The sequence below is a fragment of the Pseudomonas sp. P97.38 genome, from assembly GCF_001269745.1.
Taxonomy (GTDB): Bacteria; Pseudomonadota; Gammaproteobacteria; order Pseudomonadales; family Pseudomonadaceae; genus Aquipseudomonas; species Aquipseudomonas chlororaphis_E.
Genome location: NZ_LHVJ01000024.1, coordinates 57,143 through 74,987 on the forward strand (window position 1 = coordinate 57,143; position 17,845 = coordinate 74,987).

Annotated in this window: 16 protein-coding genes and 1 riboswitch; of the genes, 6 read left to right on the top strand and 10 right to left on the bottom strand. The window is 63.3% G+C overall.

The genetic code is table 11. The features are described 5' to 3' along the window. Window positions 1-4: 4 nt before the first annotated feature. From AD664_RS18240 to AD664_RS18265, 5 genes are all read right to left on the bottom strand, one after another. Window positions 5-613 carry a YqiA/YcfP family alpha/beta fold hydrolase gene (locus AD664_RS18240; protein WP_053148394.1) on the bottom strand — a complete coding sequence of 203 codons (609 nt, stop codon included), beginning with the start codon at window positions 611-613 and terminating at the stop codon, window positions 5-7. A 625-nt stretch (window positions 614-1,238) separates the two neighbouring features. After that, on the bottom strand, window positions 1,239-1,595 hold the full coding sequence (locus tag AD664_RS18250; protein ID WP_053148399.1) for a DUF6124 family protein: 357 nt from the start codon (window positions 1,593-1,595) through the stop codon (window positions 1,239-1,241). Between the two features lie 654 nt (window positions 1,596-2,249). Beyond that, a complete protein-coding gene (gene cpdA, locus AD664_RS18255) occupies window positions 2,250-3,065 on the bottom strand; it encodes a 3',5'-cyclic-AMP phosphodiesterase (protein ID WP_053148402.1) in 816 nt (271 codons plus the stop codon). A gap of 109 nt (window positions 3,066-3,174) precedes the next feature. Then, on the bottom strand, window positions 3,175-3,627 hold the full coding sequence (locus tag AD664_RS18260) for a DUF1249 domain-containing protein (RefSeq protein ID WP_053148405.1): 453 nt from the start codon (window positions 3,625-3,627) through the stop codon (window positions 3,175-3,177). Then, on the bottom strand, window positions 3,618-4,235 hold the full coding sequence (locus AD664_RS18265; RefSeq protein ID WP_042731424.1) for an NUDIX domain-containing protein: 618 nt from the start codon (window positions 4,233-4,235) through the stop codon (window positions 3,618-3,620). Before AD664_RS18265 ends, AD664_RS18260 begins: the two co-directional genes overlap by 10 nt. A gap of 213 nt (window positions 4,236-4,448) precedes the next feature. Here AD664_RS18265 and AD664_RS18270 point away from each other — a divergent pair, with 213 nt between their 5' ends. After that, window positions 4,449-5,195, top strand: a complete 747-nt coding sequence (locus AD664_RS18270) for a DUF3298 domain-containing protein (RefSeq protein ID WP_053148408.1) — start codon at window positions 4,449-4,451, stop codon at window positions 5,193-5,195. Here the strand turns inward: AD664_RS18270 and cytX are convergent. Together cytX and thiC are read right to left on the bottom strand one after the other, a co-directional pair. Then, the gene (gene cytX / locus AD664_RS18275; protein WP_371260971.1) at window positions 5,164-6,546 is read right to left on the bottom strand and encodes a putative hydroxymethylpyrimidine transporter CytX; all 1,383 of its coding nucleotides are present in this window, start codon (window positions 6,544-6,546) and stop codon (window positions 5,164-5,166) included. The genes AD664_RS18270 and cytX overlap by 32 nt on opposite strands. Before the next feature lie 80 nt (window positions 6,547-6,626). Further along, entirely contained in the window at window positions 6,627-8,516 is a 1,890-nt protein-coding gene (gene thiC, locus AD664_RS18280) for a phosphomethylpyrimidine synthase ThiC (protein WP_053148412.1), read from the bottom strand. Between the two features lie 174 nt (window positions 8,517-8,690). Continuing rightward, a riboswitch (TPP riboswitch) is annotated at window positions 8,691-8,796 on the bottom strand. A 156-nt stretch (window positions 8,797-8,952) separates the two neighbouring features. On the opposite strand from thiC, the gene AD664_RS18285 reads away from it, so the two are divergent. Then, window positions 8,953-10,392 (top strand): TolC family outer membrane protein, encoded by a 1,440-nt coding sequence (locus tag AD664_RS18285; protein WP_047736072.1) that lies wholly within the window; start codon window positions 8,953-8,955, stop codon window positions 10,390-10,392. A gap of 145 nt (window positions 10,393-10,537) precedes the next feature. Here AD664_RS18285 and waaA read toward each other — a convergent pair whose 3' ends face one another. Beyond that, on the bottom strand, window positions 10,538-11,812 hold the full coding sequence (waaA, locus tag AD664_RS18290; protein ID WP_053148415.1) for a lipid IV(A) 3-deoxy-D-manno-octulosonic acid transferase: 1,275 nt from the start codon (window positions 11,810-11,812) through the stop codon (window positions 10,538-10,540). Window positions 11,813-11,834: 22 nt separating this feature from the next. Continuing rightward, the gene (locus AD664_RS18295) at window positions 11,835-12,725 is read right to left on the bottom strand and encodes a LysR family transcriptional regulator (RefSeq protein WP_053148419.1); all 891 of its coding nucleotides are present in this window, start codon (window positions 12,723-12,725) and stop codon (window positions 11,835-11,837) included. 102 nt (window positions 12,726-12,827) lie between these two features. Here AD664_RS18295 and AD664_RS18300 point away from each other — a divergent pair, with 102 nt between their 5' ends. The 4 genes from AD664_RS18300 to AD664_RS18315 all read left to right on the top strand — a co-directional run bounded on the left by AD664_RS18300 (window position 12,828) and on the right by AD664_RS18315 (window position 16,243). After that, on the top strand, window positions 12,828-13,160 hold the full coding sequence (locus AD664_RS18300; RefSeq protein WP_047736074.1) for a multidrug efflux SMR transporter: 333 nt from the start codon (window positions 12,828-12,830) through the stop codon (window positions 13,158-13,160). Window positions 13,161-13,259: 99 nt separating this feature from the next. After that, on the top strand, window positions 13,260-14,435 hold the full coding sequence (locus AD664_RS18305; RefSeq protein WP_053148422.1) for an FAD-binding oxidoreductase: 1,176 nt from the start codon (window positions 13,260-13,262) through the stop codon (window positions 14,433-14,435). Beyond that, a complete protein-coding gene (locus AD664_RS18310) occupies window positions 14,432-15,244 on the top strand; it encodes an aldo/keto reductase (protein ID WP_053148425.1) in 813 nt (270 codons plus the stop codon). Before AD664_RS18305 ends, AD664_RS18310 begins: the two co-directional genes overlap by 4 nt. Before the next feature lie 33 nt (window positions 15,245-15,277). Further along, on the top strand, window positions 15,278-16,243 hold the full coding sequence (locus tag AD664_RS18315; protein WP_042732485.1) for a hypothetical protein: 966 nt from the start codon (window positions 15,278-15,280) through the stop codon (window positions 16,241-16,243). A gap of 147 nt (window positions 16,244-16,390) precedes the next feature. Here the strand turns inward: AD664_RS18315 and hldE are convergent, their stop codons facing one another. Further along, window positions 16,391-17,812 (bottom strand): bifunctional D-glycero-beta-D-manno-heptose-7-phosphate kinase/D-glycero-beta-D-manno-heptose 1-phosphate adenylyltransferase HldE, encoded by a 1,422-nt coding sequence (gene hldE, locus AD664_RS18320; RefSeq protein ID WP_053148428.1) that lies wholly within the window; start codon window positions 17,810-17,812, stop codon window positions 16,391-16,393. Between the last annotated feature and the right edge of the window lie 33 nt (window positions 17,813-17,845).

A 17,845-nucleotide genomic window follows, 5' to 3' on the forward strand; every position in this document is an offset into this window, starting at 1 on the left:
TGGTTCACAGCGAGGTGAAGTCGATCGCCTGGTACAAATCGGCGCCAATGCCGGCAAAACCGAGCAGCGCCGGCAGCTGCTGGGCAAACCCCTGGAAACCGTGGTCGCCGCCGGCCTGGATGCGCAAGGCACAGGCACGGTAATACTGTTGGGCGTGGCGATAATCCAGCGTTTCATCACCGGTTTGCAACCATACCTGATACCGCTGCGGATCCTGGGGCGCCGGCACCTCCAACGCGGCCAGGGCCGTGACGTGATCGTGGGTCAACTCCCAGGTTTCATCGGTGTACAGATTCTTCTGCGTGCCCAGGTAGCCATCGAACATCCGATGGGGGCTGACGGCCGGGTTGATCAGCAGAGCCTTGAGGCCGTGGCGCTCGGCCAAGTGAGTCGCATAGTAGCCGCCGAGCGAGCTGCCGACCAGCAGCGGACGGCCCAGTTGTGTAATTGCCTGCTCCAATTGGGCCATGGCTTCGCGGGGGTGGTGGTGCAGGGCTGGCACTTGCAGCTGATCGCCCAGGCCCAGGCGGGTCATCACGTCGATGAGCTGGCGGGCCTTGGTCGAGGCTGGGGCGCTGTTGAAGCCGTGGATGTAGAGGATCGAGGCCGACATGCCAACTTCCTGTGTTGGGGGCAAAGGCCGGAGTTTACAGGGAGATTGGGGTGGTTTGGGGGGATTTGGCCTTATCGTCGGCCCATCTCTATCAGCTGTACTCCGATCCAATTGTGGGAGCGAGCTTGCTCGCGATGGCGGCCTTACTGGGTACATATCCATTGCTGCGGTAACGGCCACTTAGGGTTCCGCCCTTACGGCGGGTCACTTTTGGATCCATTGCTGCGGTAACGGCTGCTTACGGTTCCGCCCTTACGGCGGGTCACTTTTGGAAGAGCGCCAAAAGTAACCAAAAACGCTTTGCCCCACCACTGGGCACCTCGCCAAGGCGAGGTGTTCCCTCACTCCGGCATTGCTCCGTGGGCCCGCCGCGAAGGGCCATCCATGGCCCAGCGCGGCTATCCCGGCATCCATGCCGGAATACCCACTACGCAATGCCTGCGTTCGGCCCTTGTGGTTAATGGGGCGTTCAAGATCAAAAGCCAAAGCAAGAGCAAGAGCACGATCGAAGCGGCCTGACGGCCGCTCTATCTCTCCCGGTTGTACCGAGAGTCACCATCTGCGGGAGCAAAGCTTGCTCGCTTTGGCGGTGGGTCAGGTTGCGTCAATGCAGAATGGTTCGACGTCAGCGCGGGTCAACGATATCCAATGCCCGATTTGCCAATAACTCACTGAGCTCGATCATCTGCTGGACACCCAAGGCAAAGTGTCGGCGAGAGCCTTCCAGATCGAAGGCCAGGTCGCTGAGCATGACGTTGGCGGAGGCTAGGGTTTCGCTGAGGTTGGTCAGGAGGGTTTCGGTGTCGAGCTTTTTGTTTACCGTGAACACTTGGCAGGGATCCGAAGAATTCGGGTTAGTGGATTTTGGCTTGAGATAAAAATCTAAAGTGCGCTTGGCTGCTTCATCAAGCTTTGGGGAATGCTGGCTTGTTTCGGAAGAGATGGAATCGTTTTTTGTTGGTCCAGAGTTATTTTCAGACATGTTGAGCGCTCCATTAGGATGAAATTTCGCTCCTTTTACTTCGGGTTTCCAGGCCCGACCGCTGAATCTTCAGCGACGGAAAAAGCTTAGCGACAGCCCTTCCCACCCAGCAACCGCCAGAACTCGTCGGAAAAATCTGCGCGGAGGTCCGAGCATTCCCACAGATGTAAGTCGACTGTAAAGCCGCCTTCGCGGGCAAGCCCGCTCCCACAGGGAACCAAGGTCAGCCGTAAGAACAGGCCGGCCACAAGGCGGCCTTGTTTTGCTTTTGCTTTTGCTTTAGCTTTTGCTTTTGCTTTTGATCTTCAGGCCCCGTTAACCACGACGGCCGAACGCAGGCATTGCGCAGTGGGCAACCCGGCATGGATGCCGGGTTAGCCGCGCTGGGCCACGGATGGCCCTTCGCGGCGGGCCCTCGGAGCAATGCCGGAGTGAGGGTATGCCGAGCCTAGGCGAGGCACCGAGTGGTGGGGCCAAGCCTTTTTGGTTACTTTTGGGGCGTTTGCCAAAAGTGACCCGCTGTAAGAGCGGAACCGTAAGTAGCCGTTACCGCAGAAATGGATATGTACGCGGTTCAAAAAACCACACAGTCCGCCAGTCCGCCATCGCGAGCAAGCTCGCTCCCACAGTTGATCAGAGCCAGTGGATGAGTGCTCAGTACCCATTGGCCCCATAGTCGACCGCAAACTCAAACCCAATCACCCGCTCAACCCCCGTCTCCAACCGCCCATCCGCCAAAAGCCGCAACCACCGATACCCCGGCACCTGCTCCCCCACCGCAAAATCCACAGAACCAGGCTCAAACTGAATACAGGTCGAAGGCGAAGCCAACAACCGCACCCCATTGCGCACCTGATCAACCTCCTGATGCACATGCCCCCAAAGCACCGCCCGTACCTGGGGAAACCGATCCAACACCGCAAACAACGCCTCAGGATTACGCAACCCGATGGGCTCCATCCACGCACACCCAATCGAAACCGGATGATGATGCAAGCACACCAGATGATGCCGCTCCGGCGCCTCACTCAGGGCATTGGCCAGCAGAATCAGTTGCTCTTCGGCTAAAAAACCCGGCACCGATCCGGGCACGGCGGAGTCGAGCATCGTCACGCGCCAGTTGCCAACGTCCACCACCGGATCGAGCAATGTGCTCTGGACCGCCGCCTGGAGCATCACCTGCGGCTCATCGTGATTGCCCGGCAGCCAGCGCGCCGGAGCGTCGATCCGCGCGCTCATCTGGCGGAACGCCTCGTAGGATTGCAGCGTGCCGTCCTGGGACAGATCCCCGGTCGCCAGCAGCAGGTCGATCTTCGGTTGCTGGTCCAGCACCAGATCCACGACCGCCCGCAGGCTGTCGCGGGTGTTCATGCCCAGCAACGAGGCGTCGGCCTCGGCGAACAAGTGGCTGTCGGAGAGTTGGACCAGCATCACCGGGTCGGTGGCGGTCAGGGTGGATACGCTCGGCAAATCGCTCGCTCCCAGGCGCGATCACGCCATTGGATGAAGTGGCAATTATGCTGGGGTTGATCGAAAGGTGAAACCCGCGAACCGGAACCGGTTCACAGACTGACACCCACTAGCGAACCGCTTCGAACTCGTGCCCCAGCGCCAGGCAATGACTCAACCACTCGCCCAGGAACAGGTTCAACTGGGCTTTTTCATCCGGCTGGTGCATCGAGGCGTTGGGATAAGGATAGATGCCGCGAAAGCGTCGTGCATGCTCGGCGCTCACGACTTCGGCCATGCGCGCGTCGTGATAGACCTGAACCTCCAGTTGCGGCACCGGCAGCCACGGCAGGCTGTGCTCCTGGCGCACCTGCAGCGTGGTGGTGTAGGGACAGGTCTGCAGCACTTCGAGGGCCAGCACGCCGAGCATCTGGTCGCCATGGGTCACCGCGATACGCCGCGGCGCCGGGTCGTTGCGCATGTCGGGCAACAGGCGCATCAGGCGGGCGTAGTTGGCCTCGCAGGCTGCTTGCAGCCCTACCAGGTCGACGCGATAACGATCGCGCAGCTTGCTCAGGACCATAGCCCCCTCACTTCATCGCGGTTCAAGGCCAGCCATTGCAGGGCAATGATGCTGGCAGCGTTGCAGATACGCCCGTCGCGCACCGCTTGCAAGGCGTCTTCAAAAGCCCAGGTTTTCACGCGGATGTCTTCGGCTTCTTCCTCCAGGCCATGCAGGCCGCCGGCCCCCGTGCTGTCGCAGCGCCCCAGGAAAAGATGCACGAATTCATCACTGCCGCCCGGCGAGGGAAAATACTTGGTCATTGGCCACAACGCCGCGAAGACCAACCCAGCTTCCTCCTGCGCTTCGCGATGAGCAACTTCTTCCGGTTGCTCGTCCTTGTCGATCAGGCCCGCCACCAGCTCTACCAGCCAGGGGTTGGCGGCCTTGTCCATGGCGCCGACGCGAAACTGTTCGATCAACACCACTTCATCGCGCAGCGGGTCATATGGCAATACGCACACCGCGTCATGGCGCACGAACAACTCACGGCTGATTTCACGGCTCATGCCACCGGCGAACAACTCATGGCGCAAGCGGACACGATCGAGCTTGTAGAAACCCTGGAAGCAGTTCTCGCGCTTGACGATGTCCACGGCGCTCGGGGTGGTGTTGGCGAAATCGGTCATGACTGTCCTCGTTTGCGGTGATCAATACGAGGTTCCAACCTCGGCTTCGCGCCATCCTAACGCGCCCGTACCCTTTGATGCAGCCCCTTTCCCGTCATCGGGATGGACGGCCAGGCGCAAAATCACTCTAATGAGCTTAGTGGCGAACTGATTGCCTTGCTGACAGTCGAAGCGGGTAACTTTTCGCCTTTCCCTGTTCCACGAAGGACGCCCATGTCGCTTTTCAGAATTGTCTCGCTGGCCGCCATTGCCCTGACGCTGGGTGCCTGCCAAAGCCTGTTCCAACCCAACTACCGCGCCCCGCTGGAAACCACCCGCGACGCCTCGGAGCAATTGCAGCCGGGCTGCGCCAGCGCCGACTGCCCGCTGGTGAACATCGACACCGTGCATTTTCCTGCCGAGCCGGCCTTGGACAGCCTCATTGAAAAACGCCTGCTGCAAATGACCCGCACCACCCCGGACGCCCCGGTCGCGCCCACGCTGGCCGCCTACCGCGAGCAGTTCCTGCGCACCGCGGGGCCGCGCACCAGCAGTTATTTGCAGGCCAAGGTACGTGAGCAGCATGACGGCTTGGTGATCATCGAATTGTCCAGCTACCTGGACACCGGCGGCGCCCACGGTACGCCGGGACGCGGCTTCATCAACTATTCGCGCCAGCAGCACAAGGTGCTGACCCTGGCAGACATGCTGCTGCCGGGCCAAGAAGACGCATTCTGGAAAGCCGCCCAGGTCGCCCACAACAGCTGGTTGATCAGCACCAAGCTGGATCAGGAACCGGACTTCCTGAAACAGTGGTCCTTCCAGAAAACCCCGCACATCGCCCTGACCTATGGCGGGGTGATCCTCAAGTATGAAACCAGCACCATCGCGCCCTACGCCCTGGGCCACATCGAGCTGAAGATCGCCTACCCGCGCCTCAACGGCATCCTCAAGCCCGAGCTGTTTCCCGGCCGTAGCTGAACGCCCGGCCCAGCAGCAGTTGCAGCAGCCCTGCCAGGATGAGTGATGGCAGGGTCGCACCGATGTCCGGGTAGACATTGGCGAGCAGGTGATACGTGCTCACCCCACCCAGCCAGGCCAACAGTGCCGGCCAGCGCAACGCGGCCGATGCCACCTGGCTGCTGCGTTTGCGCAGGATGAAGTGGTCCACCAGCACCACGCCGAACAGCGGCGCGAACACCGAGCCGATCAGCAACAGGAAATTCTGGTACTGGGCCAACGGCGCGAAGCAGGCGATCAAGGTACAGACCAGACCAATCGCCAACGCCAGGTGCTCGACCTTCAGCCCCGACAACATGCCACTGGACACCGCAGCAGAATGGATATCGGCGAAGGCGTTTTCCGACTCGTCCAGCAGAATCAGCAGCAATGGAATACCCAATCCGGCACCCGCCAGCGCCAGCAACAGCGCGTTGACCTCACCGCTCGGGGCGAACGCCAGTGTGTAGGCGACGCCCAGGCTCATTAGCCAAAAGTTACCGATGAAGAAGCCCAGGGCGGTGCCGCCGAAGACATTCCGGGCGCGCTGGCCGAAGCGTGAGTAGTCGGCGATCAGCGGCAGCCACGACAACGGCATGGCGATCGCAATGTCGAACCCCACGGCCAGCGGCATCGAGCCGTCACCGGGCCGGGCCCATAGCGCCGCCAAGTCGGCCTTGGCGAACAGGTTCCAGGTCAACCAGATGCACGCCGCCAGCAACAGCCAGATACCCCACTTGCGCAGGACCTTGCGCACGAACGTCAACGGCCCGCTCACCGCGAGTAAGGTTGCCAGGGCACCGAAGAACAAGGTCCACAGCAGCGGATTCGCCCCGAGGCTGCCTTCGCTGAAGGCCCGGGCGCCGAGCAGGCTGGCGGCGTCGCGCATGACGATGATTTCGAATGAACCCCAGCCGACCAACTGCAACAGGTTCAACAGCGCCGGCACGCTTGCACCCTTGCTGCCGAGGCTGAGCTTGAGGGCGGCCATGGCCGACAGGCCGGTGTCGCTGCCGATCACCCCGACGACCGCAAGCAGCAGCACGCCCACCAGCGTGCCAAGGAAAATCGCCAGCAACGAACCACTCAGGCCCAGGCCCGGCGCCAGCAAGGCCCCGACCTGCAAGACCATCAGGCCGATGCCGAGGGAAAACCACAGGGAAAACAGATCGCGGGCGCCGAAGACGCGTTTGTCCAGGGGGACGGCGATGTCGGGGGAGTAGGTGCTGGGTTGGATGTTCAAAGGTGCTATCTCAGATGAATACTTGTTGTTCTGGCGATTGCTTTCGCGAGCAAGCTCGCTCCCACAGGGGATCGGGGTAAGCACAAAAATCTGTGTGCACCAGTGATCCACTGTGGGAGCGAGCTTGCTCGCGAAGGCGGCGGCAAGGACACCACCGCCTCCAGCTCACATCACACTTTCTTGTAAAGCTGACTGCCTTCCTGCTTGAACCGCTCGGCCTGTTCCGCCATCCCTTGTGCGACTTCCACATCCACCGCCTCGATGCGCTGGTTGGCCGCGTACTCGCGCACTTCCTGGGTGATTTTCATCGAACAGAACTTCGGCCCGCACATCGAGCAGAAATGCGCGACCTTGGCCGAGTCCTTCGGCAGGGTTTCGTCGTGGTATGAACGGGCGGTGTCCGGGTCCAGGCCGAGGTTGAACTGGTCTTCCCAACGGAACTCGAAGCGTGCCTTGCTCAAGGCGTTGTCGCGGATCTGCGCGCCCGGGTGCCCCTTGGCCAGGTCCGCGGCGTGGGCAGCGATCTTGTAGGTGATGATGCCGGTTTTCACGTCATCCTTGTTCGGCAACCCCAGGTGTTCCTTGGGGGTCACGTAGCAGAGCATCGCGCAACCGAACCAGCCGATCATCGCCGCGCCGATGCCGGAGGTGATGTGGTCGTAGCCCGGCGCGATGTCGGTGGTCAGCGGGCCGAGGGTGTAGAACGGCGCCTCGTCGCAGCACTCGAGCTGCTTGTCCATGTTTTCCTTGATCAACTGCATCGGCACGTGACCCGGGCCTTCGATCATGCATTGCACGTCGTGTTTCCAGGCGATCTTGGTCAGCTCGCCGAGGGTTTCCAGCTCACCGAACTGCGCTTCGTCGTTGGCGTCGGCGATCGAGCCCGGACGCAGGCCATCGCCCAGCGAGAAGCTGACGTCGTAGGCCTTCATGATTTCGCAGATGTCTTCGAAGTGGGTGTAGAGGAAGTTTTCCTTGTGGTGCGCCAGGCACCACTTGGCCATGATCGAGCCGCCACGGCTGACGATGCCGGTGACACGCTTGGCGGTCATCGGCACATAGCGCAGCAGCACACCGGCATGGATGGTGAAGTAATCGACGCCCTGCTCGGCCTGTTCGATCAGCGTGTCGCGGAACAACTCCCAGGTCAGGTCTTCGGCCACGCCGCCGACTTTTTCCAGGGCCTGGTAGATCGGCACGGTGCCGATCGGCACCGGCGAGTTGCGGATGATCCACTCGCGGGTTTCATGGATGTGCTTGCCGGTGGACAGGTCCATGACCGTGTCCGAACCCCAGCGGATGCCCCAGGTCAGCTTCGCCACTTCTTCTTCGATGGACGAGCCCAGCGCGCTGTTGCCGATGTTGCCGTTGATCTTCACCAGGAAGTTGCGGCCGATGATCATCGGTTCCAGTTCGGTGTGGTTGATGTTGGCCGGGATGATCGCGCGACCACGGGCGATTTCGTCGCGGACGAATTCCGGGGTGATGACCTTAGGAATGCTGGCGCCGAAGCTGTGGCCGGCGTGTTGCTGGTCCAGCAGACCGGCTGCGCGGGCCACTTCCAGCTTCATATTCTCGCGGATGGCGACGTATTCCATCTCGGCGGTGATGATGCCCTTGCGCGCGTAGTGCATCTGGCTGACGTTGGCGCCCGGCTTGGCCCGGCGCGGGTTGTTGACGTGAGCGAAGCGCAATTGGGTCAGCTCGGGATCGGCCAGTCGCTGCTGGCCGAAGTTGGAACTCAGGCCGGCCAGGCGCTCGGTGTCGCCACGGGCCTCGATCCACGGCGAGCGCACGTCGGCCAGGCCTTTGCGCACGTCGATGATCACGTTCGGGTCGGTGTAGGGGCCCGAGGTGTCGTACACGGTCACCGGCGCGTTGATCTCGCCGCCGAAGTCGGTCGGGGTCACGTCGAGGCTGATCTCGCGCATGGGCACGCGGATGTCCGGGCGACTGCCCTGGACATAGATTTTTTGCGAGCGGGTAAAGGGCTGAACCGATTGCTGATCGACCTGGGCCGAATCACTGAGGTTGATCGCGTTTTTTGATTTTGTCGTCATCACGGGCTCTCCAGACACACATCCAGGCAGTGGATTTTTGTCGGAGCGAACCTGTAGCGAATGGACGCAATCGCGCACGACGGTGCGGATGCTGTGCTTGCTGCGGAGCGTGCTCGAAGATCGAAAGTCGATGGTCGAACCACATCCCGGACGAAGCACAAGAGGACTCGCCGGGTGACGAGAAATCTTGTTCCCTACGCAGGCGTTAACCTGATCAGGTTCAACGGGATCCGAAATTATTCGATCTCAGCCTCATAGCAAGGCACCCCGACAAGAACCTGGCCAGTCTAGACACAACTCCCGCGGAACGCCATCACCTGGGCAAAAGCCGTGATGAATGGCGCATATACAGGATTGTTGCCGTGCGTGCGCGCAACTACACTCGCTACGCCGCGCCTCTTTAGTGCGCACTCATCCGTGAAATAGGGATCGCCTCATGCTGCGCAAACTCTCACTGGCCCTCGCCGTGTCTTGTGCGTCCAATGGACTGGCCTGGGCTGCCGAAGCGCCCTTGACCACCAAAACCGATCTGGTGAGCGTGTATCAGGAAGCGGTGGACAACAATGCCGACCTGGCCGCCGCCCGCGCCCAGTATGGCGCCCAGAAGGAAGTGGTGCCCCAGGCGCGTGCCGGGTTGTTGCCCAACCTGTCCGGCGGCGCCGAAGTGGCCAACGTGCGCACCGACATCGACCAGCCGGCCGCCGTCGCCACCCGCAGCGCTCGCTCGTATCAGGCCACGCTGTCCCAGCCGCTGTTCCGGGCCGACCGTTGGTTCCAGTTCCAGGCCGCCAAGTCGGTGAATGAACAGGCCTCGCTGCAACTGTCGGCCACCGAGCAGAACATGATCCTGCAAAGCGCCGAGAGCTACTTCAACGTGCTGCGCAGCCAGGACAACCTGGCCTCGACCAAGGCCGAGGAAGCCGCCTTCAAGCGCCAGCTCGACCAGTCCAACGAACGCTTTGACGTGGGCCTGTCGGACAAGACCGACGTCTTGCAATCCCAGGCCAGCTACGACACTGCGCGCGCCAACCGGATCCTTGCCCAGCGCCAGGTCGAGGATGCCTTCGAGGCGTTGATCACCCTGACCAACCGCCAATACAACTCGATCCAGGGCATCGTCCACACGCTGCCGATCCTGCCGCCGGCACCCAACGATGCCAAGGCCTGGGTCGACACGGCCGCCAAGCAGAACCTCAACCTGCTGGCCAGCAACTACGCGGTCACCGCGGCCGAAGACACCTTGCGCCAGCGCAAGGCCGGCCACGCACCGACCCTGGACGCCGTGGCGAGGTACGAAAAAGGCGACAACGATGCCTTGGGCTTCAGCAACCCGAACGCGTTCGGCCAACCGTATGGCGGTGACGTCGAACAGCGCACCCTGGCGTTGCAACTGAACATTCCGATCTACAGCGGCGGCTTGACCAGCTCCCAGGTGCGCGAGTCCTACTCGCAACTCACCCAGACCGAGCAGCAACGCGAAGGCCTGCGCCGCCAGGTGGTGGAAAACACCCGCAACCTGCACCGCGCGGTGAACACCGACGTGGAACAGGTCCAGGCGCGGCGCCAGTCGATCATTTCCAACCAGAGCGCGGTGGAAGCCACGGAGATCGGCTATCAGGTGGGGACGCGCAACATCGTCGACGTGCTGGATGCCCAGCGCCAGCTGTACACCTCGGTGCGCAACTACAACAACGCCCGCTACGACTACATCCTCGACAACCTGCGCCTCAAGCAGGCCGCCGGCACCTTGAGCCCGGCCGATCTGCAAGACCTGTCGCGCTACCTCAAGCCCGACTACAACCCGGACAAGGACTTCCTGCCGCCGGACCTGGCGCAAGCCGCGGCGCAGCAGTTGCGTTCACGGCCGGCGCAGTAACCCATTCAACAGGCAACGGTTCCCTGTGGCGAGGGAGCTTGCTCCCGCTGGACCGCGAAGCGGTCCCCGCCTTGGTGGGCGCTTCGCACCCAAGCGGGAGCAAGCTCCCTCGCCACAACAGCGTTCTCGGCAGATGCGGGTACATTCAGCCGATCAACCGCCCCAGCCCGTCCAGCAACCGCTGCAACGCACCCTGGTTGGCCCGCATCACCTTCAGTCCCGCCTCGGCCATGCGCTGGGCATCGCGGGGCAGCTCGAACAGGCGTTGCACCGCCAGGGCCAGGCTCTCGGCATCCTCGACCTCCTGCAACGCACCGGCGCTACGCAATTGCGCGGCGATGTCGAGGAAGTTGAACAGGTGCGGCCCGCTGAGCACCGGCTTCGCCAGCGCCGCCGGCTCGAGCAGGTTGTGCCCGCCGTTGGCCACCAGGCTGCCACCGACGAACGCACTGTCGGCCAACGCATAGAGAAACAGCAGCTCGCCCATGGTGTCGCCGAGCAAGACCGAAGCCTGGGCGGTGATCGGTTGTGCGCTGGAGCGCCGGACCGTGGCGAAGCCCTGGCTTTCACAGAGCTGGTGCACGGCGTCGAAGCGTTCGGGGTGACGCGGCACCAGGATCAGCAACGCATCGGGATAACTGTCGAGCAGCCGGCGGTGGGCGTCGAGCACCACCTCATCTTCCCCTTCATGGGTACTGGCAGCGATCCACACCGGGCGCTCCATGGCTTGCCACTGACGCCGCAAGGCGCCGGCGTTTTCCAGCAGTTGCGGGTCGATGGCCAGGTCGAACTTGATCGAGCCCGTGACCTCGACGGTCTCCGTCCGGGCGCCCAGTTGCCGGAAACGTTCGGCCTCGGCTTCGGTCTGGACGGCGAACAGGCTCATCTCGGCGAGCATCGGCCGAGTGAGCCCGGGCAAGCGCGCATAGCCTCGGGCCGAACGCTCTGACAATCGCGCATTCGCCAAGGCCACGGGAATGCCCCGGCGAGCACACTGGTGAATGTGATTGGGCCACAACTCGGTTTCCATGATCACCGCCAGGCACGGACGCACCTGGTCGAGAAAACGCCTGGCCGCGCACGGCAGGTCGTACGGCAGGTAGCAATGCTGGATGCGCGGCTCGTTGGCGAACAACGCCTGGATCCGCTCCGATCCCGTCGGGGTCATGCAGGTGACCGTGATCGGCAACTGTGGATAACGTTGCAGCAAGGCGCGGATCATCGGTGCGGCGGCAATGCTCTCGCCCACCGAAACGGCATGGACCCAGATCCCTCCCGGCGCCATCGCCGGCAGCCCCCGAGAGAAACGCTCGCCAATGCGCCGGGCATACGCCGGCGCCTTGCGGGCCCGCAGCCACAGCCGAATCGCTACCAGTGGCAGCCCCAGATAAAACAATGCGCTATAGAGAGTTCTGTTCATGGCGGCGGAGTTTATCGGTTTTTCAGCCGATCGCCTGCAACTGCACGGCAAAACGTTCCGCCAGCCAGCGCGCCGCCGGCCCCAAAGGTTCGTCGCGGCGCCAGACCAGTTCCACCACCAGGGCCGGCGGGGTCCACTCGCTGTTGAGCTCCACCATGTCGCCCAGATACGCCGGGTACTGCACGACGTGCCGTGGCAACCAGGCCCACCCCAGGCCACTTCGCAGCCATTCGGCCAACACATAGAAACTGTCGGCGCGCCAGACCTGCGGGCTGGCCTGCTCGCTGCCGGGATAGACACTGGATTGAGTCGCCATCAGCAACTGCCGATGCCGGGCCATCTCTCGGCAGGACACATAAGCGTGGCTGGCCAGCGGATGCCCCTTGCCGCACACGGTGACCATCTCGACGCTGCCCAACACGCGGCGCTCCAGGGCTTCGGGGATCTGGTCGTGGTAGAACAACAACCCCAGATCCGCGCGGCGCTCCACCAGTTTGCGCGCCACGTCGCCCTGGGCGGCGCTGGCCAGTTGCACCTCAAGGGTGGGGAATTGCTCGGCCAGCGCCGCCAGGCTGTCGATGACCGGTTGATACGGCATGGCTTCGTCCTGGGCCAGACGCAGGGAGGCTTCCTGGCCACGCATCAGCGCCATAGCCCGGCCGTTGAGGCGCTCGCATTGACGCAAGACCTCCCAAGCCTCTTCCAGCAAGACCTCGCCGGCCTCGGTGAGCGTCGGCTGCCGGCCGCTGCTGCGCTCGAACAGGCTCACCCCCAGGTCGGTTTCCAGCCAGGCGATCGCACTGCTGATGGCCGACTGGGCTTTGCGCCGGTCCCGTGCCACGGCAGAAAACGAGCGCTTCTCGGCGACTTCCACGAACAGCTGTATTTGTTCCAGATCCCACTGCACAGGCATGGCGCAACCTATCTCTTAGACAGATAGGTAATGACTTTACCGCATCTGCCCAGCTTCTAGAATGGCGCCATCGAAAGATGCAACGCTGACCGAGGACTGCCCATGAACGCTTACTACTACCTGGCTATTGCCATTTGCGCGGAAGTGATCGCCACCGTTTCGATGAAAGCGGTGAAAGGCCTGAGTACACCTCTGCCCCTGATCCTGGTGATCGCCGGCTACGGCATTGCCTTCTGGATGCTGACCCTGGTGGTGCGCACGGTGCCGGTGGGCGTGGCGTACGCGGTGTGGGCCGGAATGGGGATCGTCATGGTCAGTGTGGCGGCGTTGTTCATCTATGGGCAGAAGCTGGATGTACCGGCGATGCTGGGGATGGCGCTGATTGTGCTGGGGGTGGTGGTGATTCAACTGTTCTCCAAGACGGCCGGGCACTGAAGCTGCAAGCTGCAAGCTGCAAGCCAGGGACAGCCTCTCGCTTGTAACTTGCAGCTTGAAGCTTGAAACTTGGGGCTTCATTTCATCCGAGGTCGCTGCATGCCATCCGTTATTTCCACCGACGTTCTGATTGTCGGCGCTGGAGTCGCCGGCCTCTGGCTCAATGCACGCCTGCGTCGCCTGGGCTTTTCGACCGTGCTGGTGGAGAGCGCCAGCCTCGGCGGCGGGCAGAGCGTCAAATCCCAGGGCATCATCCACGGCGGCGCCAAGTACGCCTTGCACGGCGCCCTGACCGGTGCCTCGGAAGCCATCGCCGACATGCCACGTCGCTGGCGTGAAGCCCTCAAGGGCGAAGGCGAGCTGGACCTCTCCGGCGTGCGCATGCTGTCGGATGCCCATTACCTCTGGTCCCCCGGCACCCTGGCCGGCAACCTCACCAGTTTCTTCGCCAGCAAGGCCGTGCGCGGCCGGGTCGACCAGGTCAAGGGCGAACAACTGCCGCCGGCCCTGCAAGACAAGCGCTTCAAGGGCAAGGTCTATCGCCTGGCCGAACTGGTGGTAGACGTTCCCAGCCTGATCGCGCGCCTGGCGGAATTGGCCGGCGACGGCTTGCTGGCCGGGCAGCGCATCGAGCCGCTGCGCGAGGGCGGCGCACTGGTGGGCCTGAAGGTGGACGACCGCGAGATCCGCGCCCAGCGCATTGTCCTCAGCGCCGGCGGCGGCACCGCCGACCTGCTCGGCACCCTGGGCCTGGACCAGCCGGCCATGCAGCGCCGGCCGCTGCACATGGTGCTGGTCAAGGGACCGACCCTCAAGCCGCTCTACGCCCACTGCCTGGGAGGCGGGCCGAAGCCGCGCGTCACCGTGACCACCCACCCGGCCGCCGACGGCCAGTGGGTCTGGTACCTGGGAGGCGACCTCGCCGAAGGCGATGGCGTGGCCCGCGAGCCCGCCGCACAGATCGCCGCCGCCCAGAAGGAGCTCGGCCAGTTGCTGCCCTGGATCGACCTCAGTTCCGCGCAATGGGCCACGTTGCGGGTCGACCGCGCCGAACCGTTGCAAACCGGCCTGACCCGTCCGGACAACGCCTTTCTCGCCGAGCAGGATCGCCTGCTGGTGGGCTGGCCGACCAAGCTGGCCCTGGCCCCGGATTTTGCCGACCGGGTGATCAGCGCGCTGCAACGCGACGGTGTCGAACCCCATCAAGCGGCGCCGTTGCCGGAGTTGCCGAAACCGCCCATGGGCGTCCCGGCGTGGGAGCAACTGCTGCCATGAGCCAACCGACCCTGCACGATCTCTACCGGCCGCTGGGTCATAACGGCCCCCAGGTCTCGCCGCTGGGCCTGGGCACGGTCAAGCTCGGCCGCGACCAGGGCGTCAAGTACCCCAGCGGCTTCCAGATCCCCGATGACGAGCAGGCGCGCATGTTGCTCAAGCTGGCGCGCGACCTGGGCATCAACCTGATCGACACTGCGCCGGCCTACGGCCAGAGCGAAGAACGCCTCGGCCCGTTGCTACGCGGCCAGCGCCAGGACTGGGTGATTGTCAGCAAGGTCGGCGAGGAATTCAGCGACGGCCAGTCGCGCCACGACTTCAGCGCCGCCCACACCCGACGCTCGGTGGAACGCAGCCTCAAGCGCCTGGAAACCGACTACATCGACCTGGTGCTGGTGCATTCCGACGGCAATGACCTGGCGATTCTCAACGACAGCGAGGTTTACCCGACCCTCGCGGCGCTCAAGCGCGAAGGCAAGATCGGCGGCTTCGGTTTTTCCGGCAAGACCGTCGAAGGCGGCTTGAAAGCCCTGGAGCAAGGCGATTGCGCGATGGTCACCTACAATCTGAACGAACAGGCCGAGAAGGCGGTCATTGACTACGCCAACGCTCACGGCAAGGCGATCCTGGTCAAGAAAGCCCTGGCCAGCGGCCATGTCTGCCTGAGCCCCGGCGTGGACCCGGTCCGGGCCAGCTTCGAACTGTTGTTTGAACATCCTGGGGTCGCCAGTGCTATTGTCGGCACCATTAATCCGCTGCACCTCGCCCATAACGTCGCGACCGTTGCCAAGGTCCTGCGTGAGAACTGACGCCGCTTGACGCGGCATGAAGAAGGAGTCGACATGCCGCGTACGCTCATCCGCAAGAACCCAAGCAACTTCAAGACCCTGCCCCTGTTTGTCGAAGCGACGCCCGAAGGCCTGGCTTACCAGAGCGTCGGGATGCCGATGAATTTCGCCCAGACCCTGCAGCGCCGCCGTCCTGTCACCGTGGCCGACGCCGAACGCTTTTCCCTGGAGCTGGCCAACCTGGGCGTTTCGGTGCGCCTGACCGTGCATTGGCAGAATCGTGACTATTGGGTGTTGGTGCGCCAGCGCCGGCAGGACCGTGGCGATGTGGTGCTCAAGTTGATTTCCGGCTACGTCCCGGCCCACGAGCTGAACCTGCCACTGCTCACCGCCATCAGCGAAATCGCCGAGGAATGCCTGCTGGAAACCCCGGAAGGCTGGCTCGGCGGACGCTTCAACGACACCTGGCTGCCGGCCCCTTACGCCAGTGCCTTGCACTATCGCGAAGCCCTGCCGTTCCGCCTGACGCCGCTGTCGGGCTCCGCGAGGCCGGTGCGCAGCGCGAACCTGCAACTGATCGAACGGCCTCGGGCCTATGTGCACCTGCCCACGGCGTCCCTGCAATTGATCTATGACCTGCGCCTGGACGTGCCCAAGGAAGCCAAGTCCCTGAGCCTGTTCCATGTGGATGAGCGCCTGGAGGGCGACCAGTTGGTGGCGCGCCTGGACCGCAAAAGGCCGGATCTGTACCTGATGCCGCTGCAGGATGGGCAACCGCTGCCGGAGCTGTATACCTTGAAGAAGGACCAGTTATACCCGGCCAGCACCCGGGGGCTGTACCTGGCGGAAAGTTTTGCCCGGCAGGACGGCTGGCTGGTGCGTGACGAGCGGATTCGCTGGAAGGACTGGTTGCGCCAGCAAGGCTTGGCGCCACCGGGCAAGGAATCGGGACTGACCCGACTGAAGGGCAAGGCCCGGCAATTGTTCAAGAAGATCGTGCCGCGCAAGACGGCTCGCTAAGCCTGATGCCCATTTTCTGGCTGGACAATGGGCCCTGTGGGAGCGAGCTTGCTCGCGATTGCGTTGGAGCATTCAGCCTCGATTAGGCTGATACACCGCTATCGCGAGCAAGCTCGCTCCCACAGGTTCTGCGCTTTGCCAGACCCATCAGTTGTTGCGAATTTTCTCCACAATCGCCGTCGTCGAGCTGTTCTCCACCAGCCCCAACACCTTCACGGTGCCGCCGTAGGCCGCGACGATGTCCGCGCCCACGACCTGGTCGATCCCGTAGTCACCGCCCTTGACCAGCACATCCGGCTTGACCTGGCGCAGCAGGTTTTCCGGCGTGCTTTCGCTGAAGCTGATTACCCAGTCCACCGCACCCAGCCCGGCCAGGACCGCCATGCGCCGGTCGACGCTGTTGATCGGCCGGCCCGGGCCCTTGAGACGGCTCACGGAGGCATCGTCATTGACCGCGACGATCAGACGATCGCCTTGGGCCCTGGCCTGTTCCAGGTAGGTCACATGGCCCGCGTGGAGAATGTCGAAGCAGCCATTGGTGAAGACGATTCTCTCGTTATGGGCTCGGGCGTCGTCAACCGCCAGCAGCAGTTGCTCCAGGCCCAGCACACCGCGCTCGGAGCCTTCTTCGCGCTGGATGGCACGCCGCAATTCCGGGGCGCTGATGGCCGCCGTGCCCAGCTTGCCGACCACGATGCCCGCCGCCAGGTTCGCCAGGGCCACCGCATGGGGCAGTTCCTCACCCGCGGCGATGGCCGCCGCCAGAGTGGAGATCACGGTGTCGCCGGCGCCCGTCACGTCGAACACTTCGCGGGCCCGGGCCGGCAGGTGCAACGCCGGATGATCGGGACGCAGCAGGGTCATGCCGTGCTCGCCACGGGTTACCAGCAAGGCGCCGAGGTCCAGATCCTGCATCAGCTGGGCACCCTTGCTCACCAACTCGTGCTCATCGACGCAACCGCCGACGATGGTTTCGAACTCGCTGAGGTTCGGCGTGATCAGGCTGGCGCCACGGTAGATGGAGAAATCCTTGCCCTTGGGGTCGGCCAGGACCGGAATGCCGCGGGCACGGGCGGCCTGGATCAGCACCTGGTGGTTTTTCAACGCACCCTTGCCGTAGTCGGACAACACCAGCACCTTGACCCCATCGAGCAGGCTCTCGACTTCCCCGCCGAGGGCCAGGGGATCGGTGGAAAATGGTTCTTCGAAGTCGATGCGCAGCAGTTGCTGGTGACGGCTCATGACCCGCAGCTTGACGATGGTCGGCTGGTGCGCAATGCGCTGGAAGATCGCCCGCACGCCCGCGCCCTTGAGGCTGTTGGTCAGGCTGTCGGCGGCCTCATCGTCGCCGGTCACGCCCACCAGTGAAGCCGGTGCGCCCAGCGCGGCGATGTTCAGGGCAACGTTGGCGGCACCACCGGGGCGGTCCTCGATGTTCTCGACCTTCACCACCGGTACCGGTGCCTCGGGGGAAATCCGTGAGGTACCGCCATGCCAGTAGCGGTCGAGCATGACATCGCCGACCACCAATACAGGGGCTTGATCGAATCGCGGCATGGACAACTTCATGGAGATCCCACATACAAAATGAACAGGGGCGCG